Source organism: Prochlorococcus marinus CUG1416 (assembly GCF_017695965.1).
Lineage (GTDB): Bacteria > Cyanobacteriota > Cyanobacteriia > PCC-6307 > Cyanobiaceae > Prochlorococcus_A.
Genome location: NZ_JAAORM010000004.1, coordinates 64,107 through 89,041, shown reverse-complemented (window position 1 = coordinate 89,041; position 24,935 = coordinate 64,107). Strand labels below are relative to the sequence as shown.

Here is a 24,935-nt window from a genome sequence, read left to right as displayed (position 1 = left end):
ATGATTAAAAAAAATACGGATATTGAAAAGTTCCAATATAATCACATATTTAATTTAATTTTAGTTATTTTTAAATTTAATGAAAAAAAATATGGAAATTTCGTAAAAGATACAATAAGGATTTTATTAGAGTTTGAAAAAAACGGTGAAACTATTATTGATGTTGATAATAGTTTAATAATCTTTGAAATATTAGAAGATGGCTGGCCCAATAAACATATAGATATTCTAAAAAATATTGATTTGATAGGCTCCCTTAATTCTCCATTCGTATTAGTTGATAGAAAATTATCCCTTGCAAAATGGTCAAGAAAGATAGAAAGAGTTATTAATTTATTTTTAGAAAAAATTGATAAGGATAATTTAATTAATTCGATAATTTATGAAGATGATAATAAAATTGATCAAATAAAAAAAATATTTAAATATTCAAACTTAGTTTTCCTTCAAGGAGGACCAGGCACAGGTAAAACAACCTTAATAATAAACTTAATACTAGAAATCCTTAGAATTGATAACTTTTTAAATATTGGTTTGTCAGCTCCAACGGGTAAAGCTACAGCTCGTTTAAAAGAAGCTCTTAATGATAAAAAAAATATTTCTTTTCGTAAATTCCTAGACCAAATAGAATTTCAAACTTTACATAGATGGATTTTGAATTCTCAAAATAAATCTCTTAATTTGAAATTTAAACTAAGAGAACTTGACATTTTCATAATTGATGAAATGTCAATGGTTAATATCGATTTGATTGAATCAGTTTTAAGTTTACTAGCAAAGGACTGTAAGATTATTTTAGTTGGAGATAAAAATCAGTTGTCCCCAGTAAATAACTGTTCTATCTGGAATTATTTGTTTGAATATTGTGAAAATAGTTCAATTAAATCTTGTGTAGTAAATTTAGAAAAAACTTATAGAAATATTGGAGATATAGCATTAATTAGTAGTTTATTATTTAATAATGATTATTCTTTATTTAATCAAAAGATAAAAGAATTAGAAAAAGATAATAAATCAAAAGAAGTTACTATTTCAAAAAGTAGAGAAAAAGATATTCCAAAAAAACTATTGAATTCAATTAAAATTCATCTAAATAATTTAAATCTTTTAACTTCAAATTTAAGTAAAAAAAAGTACATATTTGATGATGATATTGATAATTTATTGCTTAATGAAAAAGATTTATTAGATAAGATATTTCTGGATTTACAAAGTCACTTGATTTTATGTGAAAAAAATTCTGGAATATGGAGTGTTGAATATTTGAATGAAATAGTTTTTGGTCAAAAAAAACCTTATGACCTTAAAACTCTTAATGAGGGTGTTCCAATAATGTGTACAAAAAATAATAATGAACTTGGATTGTCAAATGGTGATATTGGTGTACTTATAGGTTTAAAAAACGAAAGAAAATATCTTTTTAGAAAATTTAATGATAATAACGAAGAAATTGTCGCATTAATTGATCCATCTAATTTAGAAAATGTTGTGCCAGCAATAGCCATTACTATTCATAAATCTCAAGGAAGTGAATCTGAGAAAGTAAGCATTTTGTGGTCACAGAAATATAGAAGAAAACAATATAAAATGGAACTGAAAAATGAAGATGAAAATATCTTTTGCAAAGATAATTTTGAAAGAAGGTTATTTTATACTGCTGTTACAAGAGCGAAAAAATTACTAGATATATATTATTTAAATTAAATCTTATTTTCGAGAAATTAGTAAGATTTTAACCCCAAGATGTTAGATTAATAATTCGGCTCTGCAAGGCTAGTCAACAATTTAAGTAAATTTAGATATTTGTTGAATGCCTAATCAGAAGATCATTGGGCATTTAAAATGGCTTTAAAAAAAGATAGTAACTCTCTTGATAATGAGCAGGAGAAATCTCAGAATGAAGATGTTCCCCTACTTGAGTTAAATAATTTAGAGAACAAAACAGCAATTGAATCTCAACCACTGGAAGTATCGAAAGGAAATGATAATGGATTTGTCGATTTTGGTTTTAATCAGTCGATCTTAAATTCGTTAAGAAATAAAGGATATAAAAATCCAACTCCTATTCAAAAAGCTGCAATCCCCGAACTAATGTTAGGCAGAGATTTACTAGGCCAAGCACAAACAGGAACAGGAAAGACTGCAGCTTTCGCATTACCATTAATAGAAAAACTTAAAGATAATAAAGAATTAAATGCCAAGGTTTTAGTTATGACTCCCACTAGAGAATTGGCAACTCAAGTGGCAGAATCTTTTAAAAGTTATAGTTCTGAATCTAGTAATTTTAAGACGGTTGCAATATATGGAGGTACCGATTATCGAAATCAAATTTCAGCATTGAAAAGAAAAGTTGACGTAGTAGTTGGGACCCCTGGCCGAATAATGGATCATATAAGGCAGGGAACTTTTAAAATTAAAGACATAAATTGTCTTGTTTTAGATGAGGCCGATGAAATGTTAAATATGGGTTTCCTTGAAGATATTGAATGGATAGTAGATCAACTTCCGGAAAATAAGCAGATGGTATTGTTTTCAGCAACAATGCCTAGTGAGATTAGAAACATCGCAAAAAAATATCTAAATGATCCCGCCGAAATATTAATCAAAAGTGTCAAAAAAGAAACTCAATTAATTTCTCAAAAATTTATATATGTGCAAAGGCATCATAAGTTAGATGCTTTAAAAAGAATATTAGAAATTAATAACGAGGGAGTAATAATTTTTGTGAGGACAAAACTACTTACTACTTCAATAGCTGAAGCTTTAGAGAATTCAGGCCATACTGTGGCAGTACTTAATGGAGATATACCTCAAAATCAAAGAGAAAATACTGTAGATAGATTAAAAAAAGGATTTATTGATATCCTTGTTGCAACTGATGTCGCAGCTAGAGGATTAGACGTTGAGAGGATAAAACTTGTTGTTAATTACGATTTTCCTTTTGATAAGGAAACATATACTCATAGAATTGGAAGAACTGGAAGGGCAGGCAGATCAGGAGAGGCAATTCTATTTGTTAATCAAAGAGAAAAACATTTTCTAAGAAACTTAGAAAACTCAACAAGAACTAAGATTGAAGAAATTAATATACCAAGTAATAAAATAATAAATGAAAAAAGGATGGAGAAACTTATAGAGAATGTTAATGAGAGTTCTTTAGCTAAAGAAGAAAATGAAGAGAATAAAGCTTTGATTATTGATGTACTAGATAATTTAAAAGAAATACACTCTATGGATGATTCAAATATTGCAATGGCGGCGATTAATTTAGTAATAGGTAATAAAGCATTTTTTGTTAATGAAGATGATTCTTGGATTCATAAACAAAATAATACTGATCGAAATAGATCAAATAGAAATGGAAATAATCGTATGAGAAATTCAAATAGAAGAAATAATTATCAAAATGATTCTTTTGAAACCTATAAATTTAACTTTGGTAGATTTGATGGGGTTAGAGTTGCAAATATTATATCCTCAATCTGTAATTCAACTAATATAAACGGTAGATCAATAGGTAAAATCCAGATCTTTAATGATTATAGTTTGGTTGATTTACCCAGAGATCTAAATAATGAAGTTAAAAATAAATTAAAAAAAATTAAAGTAAGAAATTAAGTATAGAGAATGAAAGCCAGCAAATATAAATTTTTTATTTTTGTGAATCTTATGATTCTACTTAACTCTTTTAATAGTCATTATTTAGCCCAAACAAAACAAAATGGAATCATAAAATTATTCTGTCTTCAGAGTGTCAAAGAGGAGATGATGAAAGCAGAAATAGAATATAGTGAAGAAATTGCAGATCAAACTTGTGAATGTTATTACGAAGAATTTAAGCAAACAGCAAGTCATCAAGTTTCAAAAACAAAATGTAAATTAGAAACTCAAGAAAGTTTAAATAATAACGAATAAATTTAAATGCTATTTATGAGATTTATGAACAATAAAAATCCAATAATTAGACTTTATTTGAATCTTATTGAAGAAAGAAAAGTACTATTTTTTGCTTTTTTTAGTTCCATAATTAATAAAATATTAGATTTAGCACCTCCTGTAATAATTGGTCTTGCGGTGGATATTGTTGTTAAAGAACAGAATTCATGGGTTGCTGGTTTTGGGATAAAAGAAGTTCCATCTCAATTAATTTTCCTTGCATTTGCATCAGGAATTGTTTGGTCTGGGGAATCTTCCTTTGAATATCTATATTCGGTTTTATGGAGAAATTTGGCCCAGCTATCGCAACATAAACTAAGAATAAAAGCTTATGAGCATATACAGGAATTAGATATGGATTTTTTCGAAAATGATAATACAGGAAGACTATTATCTATTTTGAATGATGATATAAATCAACTCGAGAGATTTCTAGACCAAGGGGCTAATCAGATTATTCAGTTATTTATAACTGTCTTAATAATTGGGGGCACTATGATTTTTGTGGCTCCTAAAATCGCTTTATTCTCTTTCTTGCCTATTCCAATAATATTTTTAGGATCAATTAAATTTCAAAGGAAGCTTGCTCCCAAATATAAAGATGTTAGAAATAAAGCTGGATTGTTGGCATCAAGACTTAATAATAATTTAAGTGGAATTCTGACCATAAAAAGTTTTACTAAAGAGAAATGGGAACTAAATAGATTAAATAAAGAAAGTCTCGATTATCAAAGAAGTAATAAGGCTGCAATAAAATTATCTTCTGCTTTTATCCCTCTTATAAGATTTGCAATCTTATTTGCTTTTATAGCTATTCTATTAATTGGAGGTTTCCAAACTTGGAATAAGACACTTGATGTAGGTACTTATAGTTTTTTAGTGTTTATTACACAAAGATTATTGTGGCCTTTAACTACTTTGGGGCATGTTTTAGACGATTTTCAGAGGTCTATGGCATCAATAGATAGAGTAATTGATCTCATAGATACGCCTATAAAAATAAAAGATGGAAAAATAAAAATTAAACCTAAATTTACCAAAGGAGAGATAATTTTTAATAATGTAAATTTTAATTATCCAGGACGAGATTTAACTTTAAAAAATATAAATTTTAAAATTGAAAATAACTCAACATTAGGAATTGTTGGTTTAACAGGTTCTGGGAAAAGTACAATAATAAAACTACTTCTTAGGATTTATGATAGTAATAATGGGTCAATAACCTTGGATGGGATTTCTATTAAAGAAATAAATTTGAGGGATTTAAGAAAGTGTATATCTTTAGTAAGTCAAGAAACTTATTTATTTTATGGCAGTGTACAAGAAAATATTGCTTATGGCTCAATCAACCCAAGTTTTAAAGACATCATTAAAGCTTCAAAGATCGCCGAAGCTCATAAATTTATTGAACAATTACCAGATGGTTATAAAACTATAGTGGGAGAAAGGGGCCAAAGGCTGTCAGGCGGACAACGTCAAAGAATTGCCTTGGCAAGAGCTGTTCTAAAGGATGCTCCAATATTAATATTAGATGAGGCTACAGCCTCAGTTGATAATGAAACAGAGGCTTTAATTCAAAAATCATTATCTAAAATCACAAAAGAAAGAACAACTATAGTAATAGCTCATAGATTAAGCACTATAAAAAATGCTGACAATATTATTGTTATTGATAACGGTAAAATAGTTGAAAGTGGAAAACATCAAAACCTTTTAGGTCAGAACGAAATATATGCAGATTTGTGGAATGTTCAAGTAGGTATTTAGTAAAAAATTTCTAAAACTATATTAGAAAGTTAAATGATTCAATTACATTATTAAACATTCCATCAACTTTATTCCATCTCTCTTCATTTGTTCCTATAGCAAAAGTATAAAGTGTTCCTCTATCAATTACAACGGTAGCTAGTTCGTGTCGGGACTTTTCATTTAAATTTAGTTCATACTCTAAATCATAGAAAATATGATTGGATGCCTCCCTCTTATTAGAATTTATAAGGTTTACATCTCTGCCTGAACCTTCGGGAGCAATGACTTTATCAATTAATGTTTGACCTACTTCACTTGGGCTCCCCAATTGCTCTAGTTGAACTTCTTTATTTACATCAGAAATTACTAAACTTAACGTCTCATTACTATTGATTAAATCATGATAAATAATTTCAGGTCCTCCATCGACTTTTACTCTGGTCCATCCTGTTGGATATAAAAACGCATATCTTCCATCAGGGCTTTGATAAGCTTCTAATCCTGCATTTAGACCTCCACTACAAGCGCTAAGTGTTAAACATAAAAAAATCAAAAATAAATATTTGAAAGGGTTAAATTTAATATTTTTCATTTTGTTTGAAATTATTAACTAAAAACATAATAAGACATTAAAAGCAAACAATTATGGCAATTCAGAATTTTGCGTCTAAATTATTTCTAGAAATAGTTTGATTTTGATTAACTATACCAAACCGCTTTCGAAATTAATTGGTCATTTTGAGAAATTCCCAGGGATTGGTCCAAGAACAGCTCAAAGGTTAGCTTTGTTTATTTTAAAACAACCTGAAAGCACAATAAGGGATTTTTCAAAGGCTCTGTTAGAAGCCCATAGTAATGTTGGGCGTTGTAAAAAATGCTTCAATTTGACTTCAGAAGATGAATGTGAAATTTGTAGAAATACTGAAAGAAATCAAAAACTAATCTGCGTAGTAGCAGAAACCAAAGATTTGCTTGCTTTAGAACGTGCCAGAGAATTTAAAGGAGTCTACCATGTTATTGGTGGTTTAATATCTCCAATGGATTCTGTTGGCCCTGAACTTTTAGAAATAAGGAGCTTAGTAGAAAGAGTTAGTAAATCTGAAATAGATGAGATCATATTGGCATTAACTCCTAGTGTTGAGGGAGACACAACTAGTCTTTATATTGGAAAATTGTTAGCCCCTTTTACTAAAGTTACGAGGATTGCATATGGCCTCCCAATGGGCAGTGAACTTGAATATGTGGATGAAGTTACACTTGCGAGAGCCTTAGAAGGAAGAACAATACTAAATTAGACAATGATAAACAATAATCTAATCAAGAAAGAAACAATATTAAGACTTCCCTCCTGGATAAAATTTCCTATTAGTAAAGCTTCAGAGTTCGAAAAAATACAAACACTCATCAAAAAATCAAATATTCATACTATTTGTGAAGAAGCAAGATGTCCAAATAGAGCAGAATGTTATGCCTCAGGAACAGCCACTTTTTTACTAGGTGGATCGATCTGTTCTCGTTCTTGTGCTTTTTGTCAGGTAAATAAAGGTAGACCTAGTTCTATTAATATTGATGAATGTAAACAAGTCGCTGAAGCAGTAAAAGTACTAAATCTGAAATATGTTGTTTTGACATCTGTAGCTAGAGATGATCTCCCTGATCATGGTGCAAATTTATTTATATCTACAATTGATGAGATTAGAAAAATTGATTCAACTATAAAAATAGAGGTTTTAACTCCCGATTTATGGGGAGGGGGCAAAAATTTCAATGAAACTAATAATCTTCAGACCGATAGATTGAAAATGATCTTAGAAAAAGATCCAATTTGCTTTAATCACAATCTTGAAACTGTTGAAAGACTTCAAAAAGAAGTTAGGAGAGGTGCAAATTATAAAAAATCGTTGAGTTTACTAAAAAAGTCAAAAGATATTGCTCCACGTGTTCAAACTAAATCAGGCATTATGTTAGGTCTTGGGGAAACATTGGATGAAATAAAACATACAATTTATGATCTTAAAAAAATAGATTGTGATCAAATTACAATTGGTCAATATTTAAGGCCCTCATTAAATCATTTGGAGGTTAAGAAATATTGGGATCCATCAGAGTTTGAATATTTATATCATTTTTCTAAGGAATTGGGATTCAAGAAAGTATCTTCTGGCCCCTTAGTTAGAAGTAGTTATCATGCGGGTTAACTTTTTTTAATTAAATAGAGTTTCTTTTCAAGTTTTTTCAATATTGAAATACATTCCCCGTTCATAAGTGTACCTGCACCTCCCCAGACCAATCTTAATAAAAGATCTGCTGGGCTAGAACCAACTTCTTTCACAATTCTGAAGCCTATTAACTTGAAATATCTTACAAGTTTTTTACTATATCCTTCACTATCAAAAATAGCTAAAAGTCTTGCTTTGTTGCTTGATTTCTTTTCAATTGCCCAAGCCATAGTTGTTGCCCAAATTAATTCTGAAACAAAAGCGGGAGCTTTACTAAGGATTCTTAATGTATCAAGCTGAATACCTTGTTTATTTAAATAAGTCCAACCTTTCATTTCGGCCCAAATCTTTATGATGTTATCTTTCTGTTCTGCTATAACGATTCTAAAAAAACATAATCCAAGAGTTTCTCTAACTTGAATTTTAATTAATAATCCAATGGTACCTGCTAATTTTTCTAATTCTTCAACTTTCATAATTTTGGAAAATTAATCCTGATAGATTTTATGATTATCCAGTTTCAATTTATCGATCTGTTTTTGCCTTTCTTCAAATCTTTTTCTATCATCATCACTGAATTGATTTATGCAGAAATGACATTGAATACCCTCTCTATACTCTATTCTTTTTTGATCTTGAATTGAAACAGGCATTCCACATGCATGACAAATGGAATAGGAACCTTTTTCTAATTTATGATCTAAAGAAACTCTTTTATCAAAAACGAAACATTCACCTTCAAATAAGTTTTTTTCATCTTTTACATCATTAAGGTATTGCAGAATCCCCCCTTGCAGATGATAGATATTTTTATACCCTTTCTTTTTTAATAGACTAGTAGCTTTTTCACATCTAATACCTCCGGTACAAAACATGGCTATATTTTTAGACTCTTTATTTTCTAAGTGGTTATCTAACTTATCATCTACCCATTTGGGGAATTCGCTAAAGTTTCTTGTATTTGGGTTTATAGAATTCTGAAATGTTCCTAAAGAAACCTCATAATGATTTCTAGTATCAATGACTATTGTATTTTGATTTTTAATTAACTTATTCCAATTAGCTGATTTAATATAGGTCCCATTATCTTGAGAAGGGTTTATTTCAGGGACACCCATGGTGACTATTTCTTTCTTGATTTTTATTTTTAATTTTTTGAAGACTTTCTTTTTTGAAAAGTTTACTTTTATATTCAAATTTCTATTATCTGTATATTTGTTAAGTAAATTGATAACAATATCAATTACATTTTTCTCAGCACAAATAGTTCCATTAATACCCTCACTTGCAACAATTAATAAACCCGAAAGATCGGATTCATTTTCGATTTTTAATAATTTATTTTTGAGATCAAGAATTAAGTTTTCTTGAAATGGGAAGAAAGAATAAAGAGAAACTATTTTATAATTTTTGACTTTCATAAAGAAGATAATGTTTTTTCACAAGTCTCAAAATCTTTATTAAATGTTACTCCAACCTCTTTAAGGAGTTTTCTGTCTGATTGAAAAGATGGATTTGTAGTAGTGAGTAACTCATCTCCGTAAAAAATTGAATTTGCCCCACATTGAAAACATAAAATTTGTGCTTCTTTTGAAAGCTTTTCTCGCCCTGCACTTAATCTTATTTTACTTTTAGGCATAAGAATTCTGGCTGTAGCTATCATCCTTATCATCTCAATAGAATCAATTTCTTGATTATCTTCTAAACCAGTACCTTCAATAGCCACTAATGAATTTATAGGGACACTTTCAGGGTGCGGATTCATGTTTGAAAGCACTTCCAAAAGAGATGCTCGATCGCCATTAGTTTCACCCAAACCTATTATTCCTCCACAACAAACATTGATCCCAGCATTTCTTACTCTTTTGATAGTATCTAGTCTGTCTTGATAAGTTCTAGTCGTAATAATATTTTTATAATTCTCAGGACTAGTATCAAGATTGTGGTTATAAGCAGTCAAACCTGCATCAGCCAGTCTAGAAGCTTGTTCTTCTGTAAGCATCCCAGCAGTAACGCATGCTTCCATCCCTAGATCTCTAACGCCGCTTACCATCTCTAGCATTGCATTAAAAGACTTCCCATCTCTAATTTCTCTCCATGCCCAACCCATACAAAACCTATCTGCACCCTCTTTTTTTGCTATTTGTGCTCTTGCTAAAACCTCTTCAACTTGAAATTGTGGATGACTTTTAATTTCGCTAGTACTATAAATTGATTGACTACAATACGAGCAATTTTCCTCACATCCACCAGTTTTTACGCTGAACAATGATGCTAATTGAATGTTGTATTTGTTAAATTTCCTGTGAACGATTTGTGATTCCCACATTAAATCAATCAGAGGCATATTAAGTATTTCTAATATCTCCTCTTTATTCCAATCGAACCTAATCTCTCTTAATAAATGATTATTCGAATTAGTCATTTTTTGTTAGGAAGTACATTGAGAATCTTCATAAGATCCATTTGGTAATGATTCTATACCGCCGAAACGTCTATTCCTTGATTGGTAATCAATTATTGCTTTAAGAAATTCTAACTCATTGAAGTCAGGCCACAATACGTCAGATATATAAATTTCTGAATAAGCTAATTGCCATAAAAGAAAATTACTTATCCTTTTTTCTCCACTTGTTCTTATTAGTAATTCTGGATCATTAATTCCTTGAGTTAATAGCGTTGAATTAAATAATTCTTCATTAACTTCACTTGGATTTATTTCCCCAGAAGAAGATTTTAATGCTAGTTCTTTCGCAACTTTTACTATTTCTTGTCTACCTCCGTAATTTACACAAACATTTAATAAAAAAGCATTATTGTTTTTAGTTAGAGATTCTGAACTGTAAATTGTTTTTTTTAAAGTCTCTGGTAAGGGGGTTAAATCCCCAATAAATTTTATTTTAATTGATTCTTGATGTATCTCTTTAATTTCATTTTTTAAAACTTCGGTAAAAAGATTTATAAGGAAATCAACTTCTTTAGTTGGCCTTGTCCAATTTTCAGTTGAAAAAGCATAAACAGTAAGTATCTTACAACCTAATTTGTTTGATGCTCTAATAATCTCTTTTAATACACTAACGCCCTTGTTATGACCAAATGATCTAGGTAGGCCTTTTTTAGTGGCCCATCTCCCATTTCCGTCCATAATTATTGCTACGTGTTCTGGTACTTTTTGCTTATCTATTCTCTTGAATAAGTCATTATTTGCCTTGTCAATTATTTTCCCTAAGCTCATTAGTTAATCCTTTTTGTGAGTAAAGATTTCTGATTTATTGGACTCTTTTACATTTATATCAGTGATAATGTTATCACTTTGGTTTGTGTTTTGGGATAAGGCATTTTTACTTAAAGATGATTTGCTTGTTCCTATAGAGTTTTGATTACCAATTAAATTTACAAGAAGTTCTTGTAACCTACTGCTTGTAATTGGTCTTTCCAGTTTGCCTTGGTTCGCTAAGGATAATGTACCTGTCTCTTCAGAAACAACAATACAAATACATCTATCAAATCTTTCTGTGATTCCTAATGCGGCTAAATGTCTTGTGCCGTATCTACTAATTCCTTGCCTGGATAGAGGAAGTATTACACCCGCAGATATTATTTTGTTACCTTTCACAAGAACTGCACCATCATGTAAAGGTGTATCTGTTGCAAAAAGATTTATTAAAAGGTCAGTTGACAATTGTGCTTCAATTTTAGTACCAGAATATAAAAAATCTTCGGGCCTTAAGTCACTCCCCAAATCTACAACAATTAAAGCACCTCTTCTATTTTGAGAGAGTTTACCTGCAGTATCAACTAATTGAGTAATAGTTGTTGAAGTTGCTCTAAATTCCTTGGGTGGATTTCCTAGTAAAACAGCTAACCTACCAGTGCCTAATAATTCCATTAATCTTCTAAGCTCACCTTGCCAAAGAATCGCTAATGAAAGAGAGCAAGCGAGTACTACTGCATCAATTAATTTTGATGTTAATGGAAGGTAGGCATATCTTTGTATAAACCATGCGGATGAGACTAAAAACAAATATCCTCTTAAAAGCCAAAGTGTCCTCTTTTCTTTTACTCTAGAAAATAATAAAAGTCCAAAACCAACAGCAAATAAAACATCTAATAAAAGATTTAAATTTATAATCCCCCAGAAATTCACATTAATAATAAAATTAATTTAAATGTACCTAATTTTGTTTAATAAAGCGATCAGGTAAGACATCATATTTTAAAAGATCAGATGGACTTTCTCTCTTTTGAATAATCTCTGCTTCACCATCACAAACTAAGATTGCAGCAGGTCTTGGAATTCTGTTGTAGTTAGAACTCATTGAATTATTGTATGCACCAGTACCAAAAACGCAAATTAGATCACCTGTTTTGCAATCTGCTAATTCTATCTCCTTGAATAATACATCTCCTGATTCGCAGTGCTTACCAGCAATAGTATATTTATTTTTGGAATTAAAATTATGGGGATTACTTACCAAACATGCAGAATAATTTGATTGATATGTTATTGGTCTTGGATTATCACTCATCCCACCATCAACAGATAAGTATGTTCTGATACCTGGAATTTCTTTAAAGGCTCCAATTTTGTAAATTGTTATACCTGCTGTAGATACAATAGATCTTCCAGGTTCACACATTAATGTAGGGAAATCTAAATTGTTTTTTTGACAAGCCTTAATAACAGAATTAGAAATTGTTTTTACCCATTCATCAATTGAAGGGGGATCATCACTTTCTGTATATTTAATACCTAAACCTCCACCAACATTTAGTTCCTCGATATTATGGCCAAATTTTTTGGCGTCTAAAATTACCTTTACCATAATTTCACTAAGATCATTATGAGGTTCTAGTTCAAAAATCTGGGAACCAATATGAGCATGTATCCCTGTTAATTTTAGATGTTTAGTCTCTCTTATACTGGCAAACAAAATATTCAAATATTCAATTCCAAAACCAAACTTGCTATCAAATGATCCTGTCCTTATGTATTCATGTGTGTGGCATTCTATTCCAGGAGTAAAGCGAATCATGATCTCTAAGTCATGATTTAATGAATTTGAAATTGCCTCTAATCTTTTTAAGTCAAAGTCATTATCTACAATTATTTTTATATTGTTTCTGACTGCGAATTGGATCTCTTTATCAGATTTATTGTTACCATGAAAAACAATCTTTTCATTTGGTACCCCGCCTTTTAGAGCAGTTAATAATTCACCTTCTGAAACCGCATCAAGTCCTAAACCTTCTGAGGAAACAAGGTTACTCATAAAAATTGAACTATTTGCTTTTGATGCATATATCGGTAGAGACTTTCCTGGGTAGTATTTTTTTAATGCTTTTTTATATGCTCTACAAGAGTTTCTCAAAGTGATTTCATCCAAAACATAAAGAGGAGAATCATATTTTCTAACTAATTCTTCAACAGAACATCCACCAACTGATAATTTTCCATCAACTTCTACGGAAGTAGTAACAGGTACGATATTCTTATTTGGACTTTCCAGGTCAATTGTCTGTCTTAAAAAGGATTTTTTTTCTTCCATGGGAGATCTCTAAATAAAGTCATTCTTAGTTGTCATATCTTATAATGACTTTAATTCCGGTTTTTTGAATACATATTCATTATTAAATGATATCTATTAAACGAATAAATGAGAATGATATTGATTTATGTTATGAATTAGATTTAAATACACTTTCGTTATGGACCAAAAAACAATGGGGTAGTGAATTCAAAAAGCAGGGTACAAAAATCGTCGGTTTGTTAATTGATAATTTACTTATAGGAGTGTGCGTTTTTCAAGTTGTTCTTGACGAAGCTCAAATAAATTATTTTGTAGTAGACCAGAAGTTTAGGAAAAAGGGTTTTGGCTCTTACCTTATGAACTATTTAATAAAACAATGTGAAAAATTAAATGTAAAAAAATTACTTTTGGAAGTATCTAGGAGTAATGTTATTGGTCAAAAATTTTATAGCCGCTTCGATTTCCCTACTGTCGGGGTTAGAAAAAACTATTATAAAGATGGTTCGGATGCTCTTCTAAAAGAAAAAAAAATAACAAAATAACTTAAAAATTTGTTTGTTCGGATAACCAGAATGCTTGAAATTACTATAATTTACTGCTATATCACTAAAAAATTTAATTTTACTTGAATAAAATATACATTTGGGTATTCACAAAAGCTCATTCTGAACACAAAATTGTCATATTGCTGGTAGGTTATTAGTAGGAATTTAATCTTCTAATGTTTGAAAGATTTACTGAAAAAGCTATAAAAGTCATTATGCTTGCCCAAGAGGAAGCTAGACGACTTGGCCATAATTTCGTAGGAACGGAACAAATTCTTTTAGGTTTAATTGGAGAAGGAACGGGGGTCGCAGCAAAGGTACTTAAATCACTTGGAGTTAACTTAAAAGACTCAAGGATTGAAGTTGAAAAGATAATTGGTAGAGGTTCAGGTTTTGTAGCAGTTGAAATACCCTTTACTCCTAGGGCAAAAAGAGTCTTAGAATTATCTCTTGAAGAGGCTCGTCAACTAGGGCACAACTATATAGGAACTGAACATTTATTACTGGGCTTAATAAGAGAAGGTGAGGGCGTAGCTGCAAGAGTTCTTGAAAATCTTACTATTGACCTTACCAAAGTAAGAACTCAAGTTATAAGAATGTTAGGAGAAACAGCTGAAGTTGGTAGTGGGACAAATTCAAGTAAGGGTAACTTAAAAACTGCTACGCTTGATGAATTTGGAACAAATTTAACAAAATTAGCTAGTGAATCAAAACTAGATCCAGTAGTTGGACGACATTCAGAAATAGATCGTGTAGTTCAAATATTAGGTAGGAGAACAAAAAATAATCCTGTTCTCATTGGTGAACCTGGCGTAGGTAAAACAGCTATTGCAGAAGGTTTAGCTCAAAGAATACAAATAGGAGATATTCCAGACATACTTGAAGAAAAAAGAGTTTTAACTCTTGATATAGGACTTTTAGTTGCTGGAACAAAATATAGAGGAGAATTTGAAGAAAGATTAAAAAAAATAATGGAAGAAATTAAAACTGCGGGTAATGTAATACTTGTCATAGATGAAGTGCATACTTTAATTGGTGCCGGAGCTGCTGAAGGGGCTATAGACGCTGCGAACATTCTGAAGCCAGCATTAGCCAGAGGAGAACTTCAATGTATTGGAGCAACAACTCTCGATGAATATAGAAAACATATTGAAAGAGATGCTGCACTCGAAAGAAGATTTCAACCTGTCATGGTTGGGGAGCCATCTATTGAAGATACAATCGAAATCTTAAAAGGTCTTAGAGAACGTTATGAGCAACATCATCGTCTAAAAATTACTGATGACGCACTTGAGGCTGCAGCTCATCTAGGTGATCGTTATATATCTGATAGATTTTTACCTGATAAGGCTATAGACCTTATAGATGAGGCAGGAAGTAGAGTTCGTTTGATAAATTCTAAACTTCCCCCTGAAGCCAAACAAATAGATAAAGAACTAAGACAAATCCAAAAACAAAAGGAAGAATCTGTAAGAGACCAAAATTTTGATCAAGCTGGCCAATTAAGAGAAAAAGAGATCGAATTATCTACAAAAATTAAGGAGATATTGGAAAATAAAAAAGAATCTACATCTAAAGATCAAAATGATATTGATACTAATTCTGTTAAAAATGATTCAAAACTCTTACAAAACCCTCTAGTAAGTGAAGAAGATGTAGCACATATTGTTGCTTCGTGGACAGGTGTACCTGTTCAAAAACTAACAGAAACCGAATCAGTCAAGCTCCTTAATATGGAGGAAACACTTCACCAAAGACTAATTGGACAAGATGAAGCTGTAAAGGCTGTTTCTAAAGCTATTAGAAGAGCAAGAGTTGGATTGAAAAATCCTAATAGGCCTATCGCAAGTTTTATTTTCTCAGGACCTACTGGGGTTGGTAAAACTGAATTGACTAAATCCTTGGCTTCATATTTCTTCGGTAGTGAAGAAGCAATGATTAGATTAGATATGTCAGAATTTATGGAAAGACATACAGTTAGTAAACTTATAGGTTCCCCTCCTGGTTATGTTGGTTTTAATGAAGGTGGCCAGCTTACTGAGGCGGTTAGAAGACGTCCATATACTGTTGTTTTATTTGATGAAGTTGAAAAGGCTCATCCAGATGTATTTAATTTATTATTGCAACTACTCGAGGATGGTAGATTAACAGATTCAAAGGGTAGAACTGTAGATTTTAAAAATACTTTGCTAATAATGACTTCTAATATTGGTTCTAAAGTGATAGAGAAAGGAGGAGGCGGTTTAGGATTTGAATTTTCAGGTGATTCTGTTGAAGATAGCCAATACAATAGAATAAAATCTTTAGTTAACGAAGAACTAAAGCAATATTTTAGACCTGAATTTTTAAATAGACTTGATGAAATAATTGTATTCAGGCAACTAACTAAAAATGAGGTTAAAGAAATTGCTGAAATAATGTTGCAAGAGGTTTTTGCAAGATTACAAGATAAGGGCATTAAATTAAATGTAACAGATGCTTTCAAAGAAAGACTTGTTGAAGAAGGCTATAATCCTGCTTATGGTGCAAGACCCTTAAGAAGAGCTGTTATGCGCTTATTAGAGGATAGTTTGGCGGAAGAAGTTCTGTCTGGGAGAATAAAAGATGGAGATAAGGCTTTAGTTGATATAGATGATAATAAAAAAGTTACAATTAATATTTCTTCTGAAGAATCTCCTCAAGAGTTGGCAAGTGCTAATTTCTAGTTATTCAAAATAAATATGCAGTCAATCTCTCCAGAAAGTATATATAGGGGAAATTATGCCTGGGAAAAATCTTTACCTCAAATTACCAAACTAACTAAAAGGCCATTAATTGTAGGGAGAGGCATTAATACTAATAATCTGAGAAATAAAATTTTCATTGATTTAAAAAATCAAAAACTTAATGTTAATTCTGCTAATTTACAATTTGATTGTTGTTATGAAGACATTTCAAGAGTAAAGAACATCATCTTAAAGAATAATCATGATTCTGTTATCGCGGCTGGAGGTGGAAAAGTTCTAGATTCTGGAAAATATATAGCAGATTGTCTTAATATCCCTTGTATTACAGTCCCTCTTAGCGCCTCTACCTGTGCAGGTTGGACAGCCTTATCTAATATTTATACAAAAAATGGTCAATTCATAAAGGATGTTGCATTAGGATCTTGTCCGAAAATCCTAGTATATGATCATAAATTTATTCAAACAGCTCCATCAAGAACTCTTGCAAGTGGCATAGCGGATGCTTTGGCAAAATGGTATGAATCCTCAATAACAAGTTCAACAATTGATGATGGCCTTGTTCAACAAGCTATTCAGATATCAAGAGTTTTAAGAGATCAACTACTAATAGATGGTGAAAAAGCATTTAAGGGTGAATTTGAAAATAATCTTTCTTGGCGAAATACTATAGAAGCGTGTGGACTTACAGCAGGATTAGTAGGTGGAATTGGGGGAGGAAAGTGTAGGACTGCTGCCGCACATGCTATCCATAATGCAATCACGCAGATAATAACCCCAAATAAATTCTTACATGGTGAGATTGTTGGGGTTGGATTATTATTGCAATTGAGACTAGAAGAAATGAAAAATAATAATAAATTAGCTGATCAATCAAGTAAACAATTATTGGTACTTATGAAAGAATTGAATTTGCCAACTACTATTGCAGAACTTGGAATAAATGTTTTTGAAAATAACAATTTAGAGAAAATTGCTAACTTTACTTGTCGAGATAAATCTGAGATTCACTTCTTGCCTTTTGAAATTCATAAACAGGATATAGTTCAGGTCATTGCAAATTTTGAACAACAAAAAATCAAAATATAATTATCTTTTTGACTAAAACCCATTTCGAACAACTTAGCGATTTGAATCTTGATTATTTTGAGAGTGCCAGAATATCTCTATTAGATCCATTAGGTCTTTATTTGGCAAATGATGTTAAGTGGATTAAACTCAATGAGAACTGGAATTCTATGAAATTCCCTGTGGTCATGGGAGGAAAAGGTCAACCTATACTTCTCCTACATGGCTTTGACAGTAGTTTTTTAGAGTTTAGGAGAATATATCAATCATTAAAAAGAAATTTCCAAGTTATAATTCCTGATCTGTTAGGGTTTGGTTTTAGTCCTAGGTGCGCAACAAATGAATACAATCCCTCAAAAATAATTTCATATTTAATTGATCTCCTTAAGACCTTACAAATAACAAAGAATCTAAAAATTATTGGTGCCTCTATGGGAGGCTCAACAGCTTTAAAACTTTCTTTTGAATTCCCTGATTCTATTGATAAAATTATCCTTTTATCTCCTGCAGGATTGTTCGGAGAACCTAAGAACATTCCTTTTCCTCTTAACCAAATTGGGGCCTCATTTCTTGGATTGCCGCAGGTCAGAAAAAGTCTTTGTAGGCAAGCATTTGCTTTCCCAGATGAATGTGTTGGTGAAATGGAAGAGCAAATTGCTTCAATTCATTTAGGTTGTAAAGGATGGAGGAATTCACTTGCATCATTTGCGAAAAGTGGAGGGTTTGCTGGAACACATAAATATATTCAAAACATCCCAATTAAAGCAGTTTGTGGAGAAAATGATCGCATTCTTGGAAAAAAAGAGATTAAAAATTTAAGGAAAATTGATAAATTAAATTTTGTAGGGTTGCAAAATTGCGGTCATCTTCCTCATGTAGATTTACCATCATTATCTAGTAAAATTATCCATGATTATTTTCTGGAATAAAAAATATCATAATTAATTTAGATACTTGAGAATTATAAAAATGTAATACAAAACAGATGGAGTAAAAATGTAGCTGTCAATTCTGTCAAGAATACCTCCATGTCCCGGTAAAAAAGTACCGGAATCTTTTATTTTTGCATCTCTCTTCATCATTGATTCAATTAAATCTCCAACTAATGCCATAAGAGAAATTAAAATTCCATACAAAATTCCAACTAAAAATGGATTTTCCCATTTCAGTAAAAATGCGAAAAATATTGATAATAATATTGAACAGGATATTCCTCCAATTAAACCTTCTATTGTTTTGCTAGGAGATATTGGCGAAAGAGATTTTTTACCAAATGACTTCCCAATAAAATAAGAACCAATATCACTAGCTACAATTAAAAAACAAGAAGTTAAAGTTAAATTTAAACCTGTAGTATTTGATAAGTTTTCAAACGAAATAAAACCTTGATTATAATTTATTATCACTGAATCCAATCCCCTTAACTTAATCCAGTAACTAGGTAAAAAACCTAAATAGAATAAACCAAAAATAGAAGCTGCAATATCTGAAATTGTTCCAGGTTTTGGTTGCAAAAGTAACCAAGTGCATATTCCAACTGAACAGATAGGCAAAATTGAATTTGATATTTCTCCTTCAAGCAAACCTATGGTCTCAAGATAAGCAGAAACTATAATAACGAAAGATGAAAATAATGTAGTTTTTGTGGCAGGTTTTATTCCTTTAAATTCTGCCATTCTAAAAAATTCTAATAATGCTAAATAAGTAAGCAACGCTGTTGCTAATGTAAAAAACCATCCTCCCAATAAAACAACAATTAAACCAAATATTCCTATAAGTAATCCGCTTCTTAATCTCATATCAAATTTCTATGTTTATATAACTCTTATATTAAAATTTACCAGATCTTTGTTGTATAAACTTTGATTATTTATCCAATTAAACCTATCGATGTCAATTTTTTCCCCAGGAACTAGTATAGGAATCCCAGGAGGATAAGGGCAAATAATTTCTCCAGAAATTTTATTTAATGATTGCAAGAAAGGTATACTACGAGTTTCACTCCTCCAAGCAATTCCAATTTCAATATCTGGTGCTTGAACTAATTTAAAGGGCGATTGGAGCACTTCTAAACTTTTAGACTTTTTAGAATTTAATAGTAATTTATTCCATAACTTTTCAAATATATTAATAAAATCTTTTTGATTCGCAAATCCTAAGCAAAAAGTTAGAGTCATCATTTCGGGTAATTCAGCAATAAGACCATTTTTATAGAAAAAATTATCAGCAGTAAAACCATCAATTCCAGCCTTAGAGGTATTCAATACTATTTTTAATGGATCTTGGGTTTCTATGAGGGGAATATTCTTTTGGATTAATTTTTTGTAGATGCTTTTTGCCTCTATAATTCTTTTTTGATATTTTGATAAACTTTTTTTATTAAGCCAGTCTTTAATAGACTCTTCACAAGATGAAAGTAATAAGGAACTTGGACTAGTAGTTTGCAACAAATTAATACTCTTGATTAAATTTTGCTCATTTACTAGATTCCCTTTGTACCAAAGTGCAGCAGTTTGAGTTAAACCATTTAGCGACTTATGCAATGAGTGAACGACTAAATCAGCATTTGATATTAAAGCGGACTTTGGGAGGTTAAGGTTTTCACAAAAAAGGAAATATGAACCATGGGCTTCATCAACCAAAACAGGTAGACTTTTTTGATGACAAAGATCTATTAAAGGGCCTAAATCTCCCGAATAACCATGATAAGAAGGATTTACTAGAATTACCCCTACAATTTTTTTTTCATTAAAATTTATTTTCTTAAATACATTTTTCAACCATTTTTTTGTTATTGGTTTGTAATGACCGGTTTCTGATGAAAAATCTAGGTCAAAGAATATTGGATGTATGTTCTGCATCGCACAGATTTTTATAACACTTATATGAACATTTCTTGGCATCAGAATAGTTTCTCCAGGTTTTGCCATTGAAATTACCGCTGATTGTATCAATCCAGAGGCTCCATTGACTCCAAAAAAACATCCTTTCGCCCCAAATTTGTCAGAGAATTCTTTTTGGGTTTTGGCAATTAATCCGTTTTGGGATAGTGGTGAACCTATCTCTGGTAGTTCCGGTAAGTCCCAATACCCAGGTTGATTTTTTAATAATTGCACTAATTTCTTGGGTAAAGCTGCCCCTCTGTTATGAGCGGGAAAGAAAAGTGACTTTAAAAACTTTTTAGTCAGAAAAGATGAAATACTCATAAAGTATTATTTACATATATAGAATGAACCAAATGGAATTCTTCTTTGATATTTTTTAACTTTAATGACAAGATCTTATTCGAAATATTCAGTAAAAGATGACTTGATTTGGTTGATTTTGAGACCATGGATTTTCATCCCAAGAGTTTTATATATCCTTTTAACTTTTATTTTTCTTTTTTTAAGAATACTTTTTCAAGGTAACAGTAAAAATAAAAATGTACAAAAAAATCTTTCAAAATATCTTTTTGATGTAATAACAGATTTAGGTCCATGTTTTATAAAATTAGGCCAGGCACTCTCAACTAGACCAGATCTTGTAAGACAAGATTGGCTGACAGAACTTACAAACTTGCAGGATAATCTCCCAGCATTTGATCACAAAATTGCTTTAAAAATTATTGAAGAGGAACTTGGGGCCTCACCTAATGAATTATTTGATGAGTTCCCTGAAAGTCCTATCGCTTCAGCAAGCTTAGGTATGGTTTATAAAACAAAAACAAAAAATAATACTTATGTAGCTGTGAAAGTACAGAGGCCAAATTTGTACTTTCTTATAAGAAGAGATGTTGTAATATTAAGGTTTTTAGCAACTTTTTTGTCACCATTTTTACCATTAAATATTGGTGTTGGAATTGGAGAAATAATAGATGAATTCGGTAAGGCACTTTTTGATGAAATTGACTATGAAAAAGAGGGAGAAAACGCTTTAAAGTTTGCAGATTTATTCAAAGATAACCCTAATGTTTTTATACCTAAATTGGAAAAACAGTTTTCATCTAAGAGAATTATTACAACCTCTTGGATTGATGGAGTTAAGTTAAGAGATCGGGCTTTATTGGAGGAAAATAACTTAGTACCTTCCTCTTTTATAAAAACTTGTGTAATCAGTGGTCTTCAGCAATTATTTGAATATGGATATTTTCATGCTGACCCACACCCTGGGAATATGTTTGCGCTCAAAGGAGGAAATGCAGATTGTGGAAATTTAGCTTATGTAGATTTCGGAATGATGGATACAATTACAAATTCAGATAGACTTACTCTCATTAAAGCTATTGTTCACATAATAAATGATGAATATTATCTTCTTGCAAAAGATTTTCAGAAATTAGGTTTTTTAACTAAAGAACAAGATCTTCAAAAACTTGTTAAACCATTAAAAGAAGTTTTAGGAGGATCTCTAAGTGCTGAGGTTGGCAATTTTAATCTTAAAAATGTAACGGATAAATTCTCAAAACTAATGTATTCTTATCCATTTAGGGTGCCCAGTAGGTTTGCGTTGATAATAAGAGCTGTTGTTAGTCAAGAAGGTTTGGCTTTAAGACTAGATCCCGAATTTAAAATTTTAAAAATTGCATATCCCTATATAGCGAAAAAACTACTTACTGATAATTCTGAAGAGATTTTAGAAATTCTTTTAGAAGTTATTTTTGATAAAAAAGGTCGAATCCAAATAGAAAAAGTTCAAAGTTTACTTAATATTTTATTTAAAGATTCTGAAAATATTAATTCAGACCTAATACCAGTTGCTAATGCTGGATTGAAATTATTTGTTAGTAAAAAAGGATCCGAAGTTAGGAAAAATCTTCTTTTAAGCCTTATAAAAGATGATAAATTAGAATTGACTGATGCAAAAAAACTTTTAGGTTTAATTAGAGATACATTTAGCCCTTTGAATATTGCAAAAAGTGCAGTTCAAAATATGATCTCCCCAGTTTAGTTTTTATATTTATAAATAGTAATTAACTAATGATTTTTAATTGATTAAAATCAATGGAACTACTATTAATATTTTGAAAAATCTTTTTTTATTCTATAAAAAAACTAATAAAAATAAAGACTTTAATCATGGAGTAGTTGATCAGTATAAAGAAATTGCGAAGTTAGTAAAAGAAGCAAGAATCCAACAAAACCTAACAATACAAGAATTGTCTCATATTTCAAAGATCCCTGAACAAACAATAAATTCTATTGAAAATAATAATAAAAATATTAGGCCTAAGTATCCCTTTATAAGATCTATATTAATTAAATTAGAAGAATGCTTAGTATTAAAAAAAAATACATTAGTAGAATTAGCAATTAGAGAAAAAGAAATTTTTAAAAAAGAAAAAAAAGCTTTTCTTGTCAGCAAAATTGATCTTATAAATACTTGGCAGGGAAGTGTTTTGTATTTTTTTATATTAGTTCTAACTATATTTATATTAAAGAGATACTTTGTCTTAAATGTAAATTTTATAGAGATTCAAAATATGGAAAATAAAATCATTGATAAATAACTATCAATGAATCTCTATTTTCTAGTCCTCCCAAAATTATTTCCTAGATCACTAAAAAGTCTAATATTGTCTTCAATTTCCTCTATAGGTTTATTTAGCTTCCATTTCCAGTTATTTTTTGTAGTTCCTGGTCTATTTAATCTACTTGTATCATCTAGAGATAATATATCTTGTATTGGAGCGATAAAGAGATTAGCATTTGTACCCATGCCAATTTCTATTAAACTCCAAGAAGGATTTTCTGAAAATTTATACTCATCTTTTATTCTTGTTTTGGATTCATTATCTAAACATTCCCACCATGATAGTGAAGTTGAGTTGTCATGAGTACCTGTATAAACAACCCAATTTTCTCCTTCAATATTCTTAGGTAAATACGGGTTATCTTCGTTGCCATCAAAAGCGAATTGCAATATTTTCATGCCAGGTAGTTCAAAATTTCTCCTTAATTTTTCCACATCTGGTGTTATTACTCCAAGGTCCTCCGCGATAATTGGTAGATAGTCATCCCTTAAATCTTTTTTTAGTTTATTTAATAGTGTTCTACCTGGAGAATTTATCCATTTGCCAAAAATTGCCGATTTAGAATTGCCATTAACTCTCCAGTAACCCGCTAAACCTCTGAAATGATCCAATCTCAATAGGTCCACAAGTTCAAATTGCCTTTTAAATCTTTTTCTCCACCAATCGAAATTAGTCTTTTTATGTTTTGACCAAAAGTAAGTTGGGGTCCCCCATAATTGTCCCGTTGATGAGAAATAATCAGGTGGTACACCACTTTGAAAGATTAAATCTCCATTTTTAAAAATTGAAAATAGTGATTTATTACTCCATACGTCGGCGCTATCCCTAGAAACATAAAAGGGTAAATCACCTATTAACTTAATATTCCTTGATTTTGCAAAGTTTTTAATTACGCTCCATTGCTCATCTAAATGCCACTGTATTAATTTTTTAATAAGTATCTCTTCAGCTTTTTTCTGAATCCATGATTTTAAAAATTTCTTGTTTTTTATTTTAAATTCTTGAGGCCATTGCCACCAAGGCAACATATTAAATTCTTCCTTGATAACAATAAATGTTGCGTAATCTTCAACCCAAGAATTCTTACTAACCCAGTTGTAAAAATCAAGTTTTCTCTCTTCAGATTGAGAACTCCAACCTTGCAAAAGGAGGTGACCTAATTTTTTTGTTAAATCATCCGCAACATCAAACTCAAAATGATTCTTATTCTGATATGTGGGTCCTAAATCTTCTTTATTAGAAATGAAAATAAAACCTTTCTCGATTAAATCATCTATATCTAGAAACCATGGATTCAGTGCAAAACTAGATGGTGAACTATATGGAGACCCTGTAGAATCAGTAGGTGTAAGAGGTAAAAATTGCCAGTATTCGATCCCATACTTATGAAGTGTTTTTATCCACTCTTTAGCGCCTCTACCAAAAGTTCCACATATTCTTCCTCCTGGTATACTTGTAGGATGCATAATTACGCCTAATGATTTTTTTGTAAGAACTTTTTGTATAGGCATGTTTTTAATTATATTTTGATTCTTTACAATTAAATTGTTATTAATTCCCTAAATTCAACGATATACAAATTTTTTTTAATTGACAAATATTATACCAATTATTTTATGACTGAATTAAAAATAAGTTCTAATTTTTGATCG

The 24,935-nt window shown here is 30.6% G+C and carries 22 protein-coding genes; 12 read left to right on the top strand and 10 right to left on the bottom strand.

The window, feature by feature from the left end; translation table 11 throughout:
* The 4 genes from HA146_RS05835 to HA146_RS05820 all read left to right on the top strand — a co-directional run bounded on the left by HA146_RS05835 (position 1) and on the right by HA146_RS05820 (position 5,703).
* Complete coding sequence (locus HA146_RS05835; protein WP_209108635.1) at positions 1–1,704, top strand: ATP-dependent DNA helicase; 1,704 nt, start codon at positions 1–3, stop codon at positions 1,702–1,704.
* A 138-nt stretch (positions 1,705–1,842) separates the two neighbouring features.
* Positions 1,843–3,618 carry a DEAD/DEAH box helicase gene (locus HA146_RS05830; RefSeq protein WP_209108634.1) on the top strand — a complete coding sequence of 592 codons (1,776 nt, stop codon included), beginning with the start codon at positions 1,843–1,845 and terminating at the stop codon, positions 3,616–3,618.
* 51 nt (positions 3,619–3,669) lie between these two features.
* A complete protein-coding gene (locus HA146_RS05825) occupies positions 3,670–3,915 on the top strand; it encodes a hypothetical protein (protein ID WP_245157440.1) in 246 nt (81 codons plus the stop codon).
* Between the two features lie 15 nt (positions 3,916–3,930).
* Positions 3,931–5,703: an ABC transporter ATP-binding protein gene (locus HA146_RS05820; protein WP_209108632.1), complete on the top strand. Its 1,773-nt coding sequence runs from the start codon at positions 3,931–3,933 to the stop codon at positions 5,701–5,703.
* A 16-nt stretch (positions 5,704–5,719) separates the two neighbouring features.
* Here the strand turns inward: HA146_RS05820 and psbP are convergent, their stop codons facing one another.
* Positions 5,720–6,277 carry a photosystem II reaction center PsbP gene (gene psbP / locus HA146_RS05815; protein WP_209108631.1) on the bottom strand — a complete coding sequence of 186 codons (558 nt, stop codon included), beginning with the start codon at positions 6,275–6,277 and terminating at the stop codon, positions 5,720–5,722.
* Positions 6,278–6,380: 103 nt separating this feature from the next.
* Between psbP and recR the strand changes: the two genes are divergently transcribed.
* Both recR and lipA read left to right on the top strand, forming a co-directional pair.
* Positions 6,381–6,980: a recombination mediator RecR gene (gene recR / locus HA146_RS05810; RefSeq protein ID WP_209108630.1), complete on the top strand. Its 600-nt coding sequence runs from the start codon at positions 6,381–6,383 to the stop codon at positions 6,978–6,980.
* 3 nt (positions 6,981–6,983) lie between these two features.
* Positions 6,984–7,883: a lipoyl synthase gene (lipA, locus tag HA146_RS05805; RefSeq protein WP_209108629.1), complete on the top strand. Its 900-nt coding sequence runs from the start codon at positions 6,984–6,986 to the stop codon at positions 7,881–7,883.
* Here the strand turns inward: lipA and HA146_RS05800 are convergent.
* The 6 genes from HA146_RS05800 to lysA are packed head-to-tail and all read right to left on the bottom strand — an operon-like array spanning position 7,880 to position 13,453.
* Positions 7,880–8,380 (bottom strand): hypothetical protein, encoded by a 501-nt coding sequence (locus HA146_RS05800; RefSeq protein WP_209108628.1) that lies wholly within the window; start codon positions 8,378–8,380, stop codon positions 7,880–7,882. The two genes, lipA and HA146_RS05800, sit on opposite strands and share 4 nt — an antisense overlap.
* A gap of 12 nt (positions 8,381–8,392) precedes the next feature.
* Positions 8,393–9,325 (bottom strand): rhodanese-related sulfurtransferase, encoded by a 933-nt coding sequence (locus HA146_RS05795; protein WP_209108627.1) that lies wholly within the window; start codon positions 9,323–9,325, stop codon positions 8,393–8,395.
* Positions 9,322–10,329, bottom strand: a complete 1,008-nt coding sequence (gene bioB / locus HA146_RS05790; RefSeq protein ID WP_209108626.1) for a biotin synthase BioB — start codon at positions 10,327–10,329, stop codon at positions 9,322–9,324. Before bioB ends, HA146_RS05795 begins: the two co-directional genes overlap by 4 nt.
* Positions 10,330–10,335: 6 nt before the next feature.
* Positions 10,336–11,139, bottom strand: a complete 804-nt coding sequence (locus HA146_RS05785; protein WP_209108625.1) for an isoprenyl transferase — start codon at positions 11,137–11,139, stop codon at positions 10,336–10,338.
* Positions 11,140–11,142: 3 nt separating this feature from the next.
* A complete protein-coding gene (gene cdaA / locus HA146_RS05780; RefSeq protein WP_209108624.1) occupies positions 11,143–12,051 on the bottom strand; it encodes a diadenylate cyclase CdaA in 909 nt (302 codons plus the stop codon).
* A 28-nt stretch (positions 12,052–12,079) separates the two neighbouring features.
* The gene (gene lysA / locus HA146_RS05775) at positions 12,080–13,453 is read right to left on the bottom strand and encodes a diaminopimelate decarboxylase (protein ID WP_209108623.1); all 1,374 of its coding nucleotides are present in this window, start codon (positions 13,451–13,453) and stop codon (positions 12,080–12,082) included.
* 86 nt (positions 13,454–13,539) lie between these two features.
* On the opposite strand from lysA, the gene rimI reads away from it, so the two are divergent.
* The 4 genes from rimI to HA146_RS05755 all read left to right on the top strand — a co-directional run bounded on the left by rimI (position 13,540) and on the right by HA146_RS05755 (position 18,700).
* Positions 13,540–13,977 carry a ribosomal protein S18-alanine N-acetyltransferase gene (rimI, locus tag HA146_RS05770; protein ID WP_209108622.1) on the top strand — a complete coding sequence of 146 codons (438 nt, stop codon included), beginning with the start codon at positions 13,540–13,542 and terminating at the stop codon, positions 13,975–13,977.
* Positions 13,978–14,156: 179 nt separating this feature from the next.
* Entirely contained in the window at positions 14,157–16,685 is a 2,529-nt protein-coding gene (locus HA146_RS05765) for an ATP-dependent Clp protease ATP-binding subunit (protein ID WP_209108621.1), read from the top strand.
* A gap of 15 nt (positions 16,686–16,700) precedes the next feature.
* A complete protein-coding gene (locus HA146_RS05760; protein WP_209108620.1) occupies positions 16,701–17,792 on the top strand; it encodes an iron-containing alcohol dehydrogenase in 1,092 nt (363 codons plus the stop codon).
* A gap of 8 nt (positions 17,793–17,800) precedes the next feature.
* Complete coding sequence (locus HA146_RS05755; protein WP_209108619.1) at positions 17,801–18,700, top strand: alpha/beta fold hydrolase; 900 nt, start codon at positions 17,801–17,803, stop codon at positions 18,698–18,700.
* A gap of 12 nt (positions 18,701–18,712) precedes the next feature.
* On the opposite strand, the gene HA146_RS05750 is transcribed toward HA146_RS05755, so the two are convergent.
* Positions 18,713–19,570 carry a phosphatidate cytidylyltransferase gene (locus HA146_RS05750; protein ID WP_209108618.1) on the bottom strand — a complete coding sequence of 286 codons (858 nt, stop codon included), beginning with the start codon at positions 19,568–19,570 and terminating at the stop codon, positions 18,713–18,715.
* A gap of 15 nt (positions 19,571–19,585) precedes the next feature.
* On the bottom strand, positions 19,586–20,977 hold the full coding sequence (locus HA146_RS05745) for an aminotransferase class I/II-fold pyridoxal phosphate-dependent enzyme (RefSeq protein ID WP_209108617.1): 1,392 nt from the start codon (positions 20,975–20,977) through the stop codon (positions 19,586–19,588).
* 64 nt (positions 20,978–21,041) lie between these two features.
* Here HA146_RS05745 and HA146_RS05740 point away from each other — a divergent pair, with 64 nt between their 5' ends.
* Complete coding sequence (locus tag HA146_RS05740) at positions 21,042–22,700, top strand: ABC1 kinase family protein (protein WP_209108616.1); 1,659 nt, start codon at positions 21,042–21,044, stop codon at positions 22,698–22,700.
* Between the two features lie 64 nt (positions 22,701–22,764).
* Complete coding sequence (locus tag HA146_RS05735) at positions 22,765–23,259, top strand: helix-turn-helix domain-containing protein (protein ID WP_209108700.1); 495 nt, start codon at positions 22,765–22,767, stop codon at positions 23,257–23,259.
* A gap of 14 nt (positions 23,260–23,273) precedes the next feature.
* Here the strand turns inward: HA146_RS05735 and malQ are convergent, their stop codons facing one another.
* Positions 23,274–24,794, bottom strand: coding sequence for a 4-alpha-glucanotransferase (malQ, locus tag HA146_RS05730; RefSeq protein ID WP_209108615.1), 1,521 nt, complete (start codon positions 24,792–24,794; stop codon positions 23,274–23,276).
* Positions 24,795–24,935: the final 141 nt, after the last annotated feature.

Bases quoted from the DNA above. Each gene is read 5' to 3' on its own strand.
- HA146_RS05795 (WP_209108627.1), bottom strand. From the start codon at position 9,325: ATGAAAGTCAAAAATTATAAAATAGTTTCTCTTTATTCTTTCTTCCCA.
- HA146_RS05820 (WP_209108632.1), top strand. From the start codon at position 3,931: ATGAGATTTATGAACAATAAAAATCCAATAATTAGACTTTATTTGAAT.
- lipA (WP_209108629.1), top strand. From the start codon at position 6,984: ATGATAAACAATAATCTAATCAAGAAAGAAACAATATTAAGACTTCCC.
- HA146_RS05760 (WP_209108620.1), top strand. From the start codon at position 16,701: ATGCAGTCAATCTCTCCAGAAAGTATATATAGGGGAAATTATGCCTGG.
- malQ (WP_209108615.1), bottom strand. From the start codon at position 24,794: ATGCCTATACAAAAAGTTCTTACAAAAAAATCATTAGGCGTAATTATG.
- HA146_RS05750 (WP_209108618.1), bottom strand. From the start codon at position 19,570: ATGAGATTAAGAAGCGGATTACTTATAGGAATATTTGGTTTAATTGTT.
- bioB (WP_209108626.1), bottom strand. From the start codon at position 10,329: ATGACTAATTCGAATAATCATTTATTAAGAGAGATTAGGTTCGATTGG.
- HA146_RS05765 (WP_209108621.1), top strand. From the start codon at position 14,157: ATGTTTGAAAGATTTACTGAAAAAGCTATAAAAGTCATTATGCTTGCC.
- lysA (WP_209108623.1), bottom strand. From the start codon at position 13,453: ATGGAAGAAAAAAAATCCTTTTTAAGACAGACAATTGACCTGGAAAGT.
- HA146_RS05785 (WP_209108625.1), bottom strand. From the start codon at position 11,139: ATGAGCTTAGGGAAAATAATTGACAAGGCAAATAATGACTTATTCAAG.
- HA146_RS05835 (WP_209108635.1), top strand. From the start codon at position 1: ATGATTAAAAAAAATACGGATATTGAAAAGTTCCAATATAATCACATA.
- HA146_RS05830 (WP_209108634.1), top strand. From the start codon at position 1,843: ATGGCTTTAAAAAAAGATAGTAACTCTCTTGATAATGAGCAGGAGAAA.
- rimI (WP_209108622.1), top strand. From the start codon at position 13,540: ATGATATCTATTAAACGAATAAATGAGAATGATATTGATTTATGTTAT.
- HA146_RS05800 (WP_209108628.1), bottom strand. From the start codon at position 8,380: ATGAAAGTTGAAGAATTAGAAAAATTAGCAGGTACCATTGGATTATTA.
- HA146_RS05825 (WP_245157440.1), top strand. From the start codon at position 3,670: ATGATTCTACTTAACTCTTTTAATAGTCATTATTTAGCCCAAACAAAA.
- HA146_RS05740 (WP_209108616.1), top strand. From the start codon at position 21,042: ATGACAAGATCTTATTCGAAATATTCAGTAAAAGATGACTTGATTTGG.
- HA146_RS05745 (WP_209108617.1), bottom strand. From the start codon at position 20,977: ATGAGTATTTCATCTTTTCTGACTAAAAAGTTTTTAAAGTCACTTTTC.
- psbP (WP_209108631.1), bottom strand. From the start codon at position 6,277: ATGAAAAATATTAAATTTAACCCTTTCAAATATTTATTTTTGATTTTT.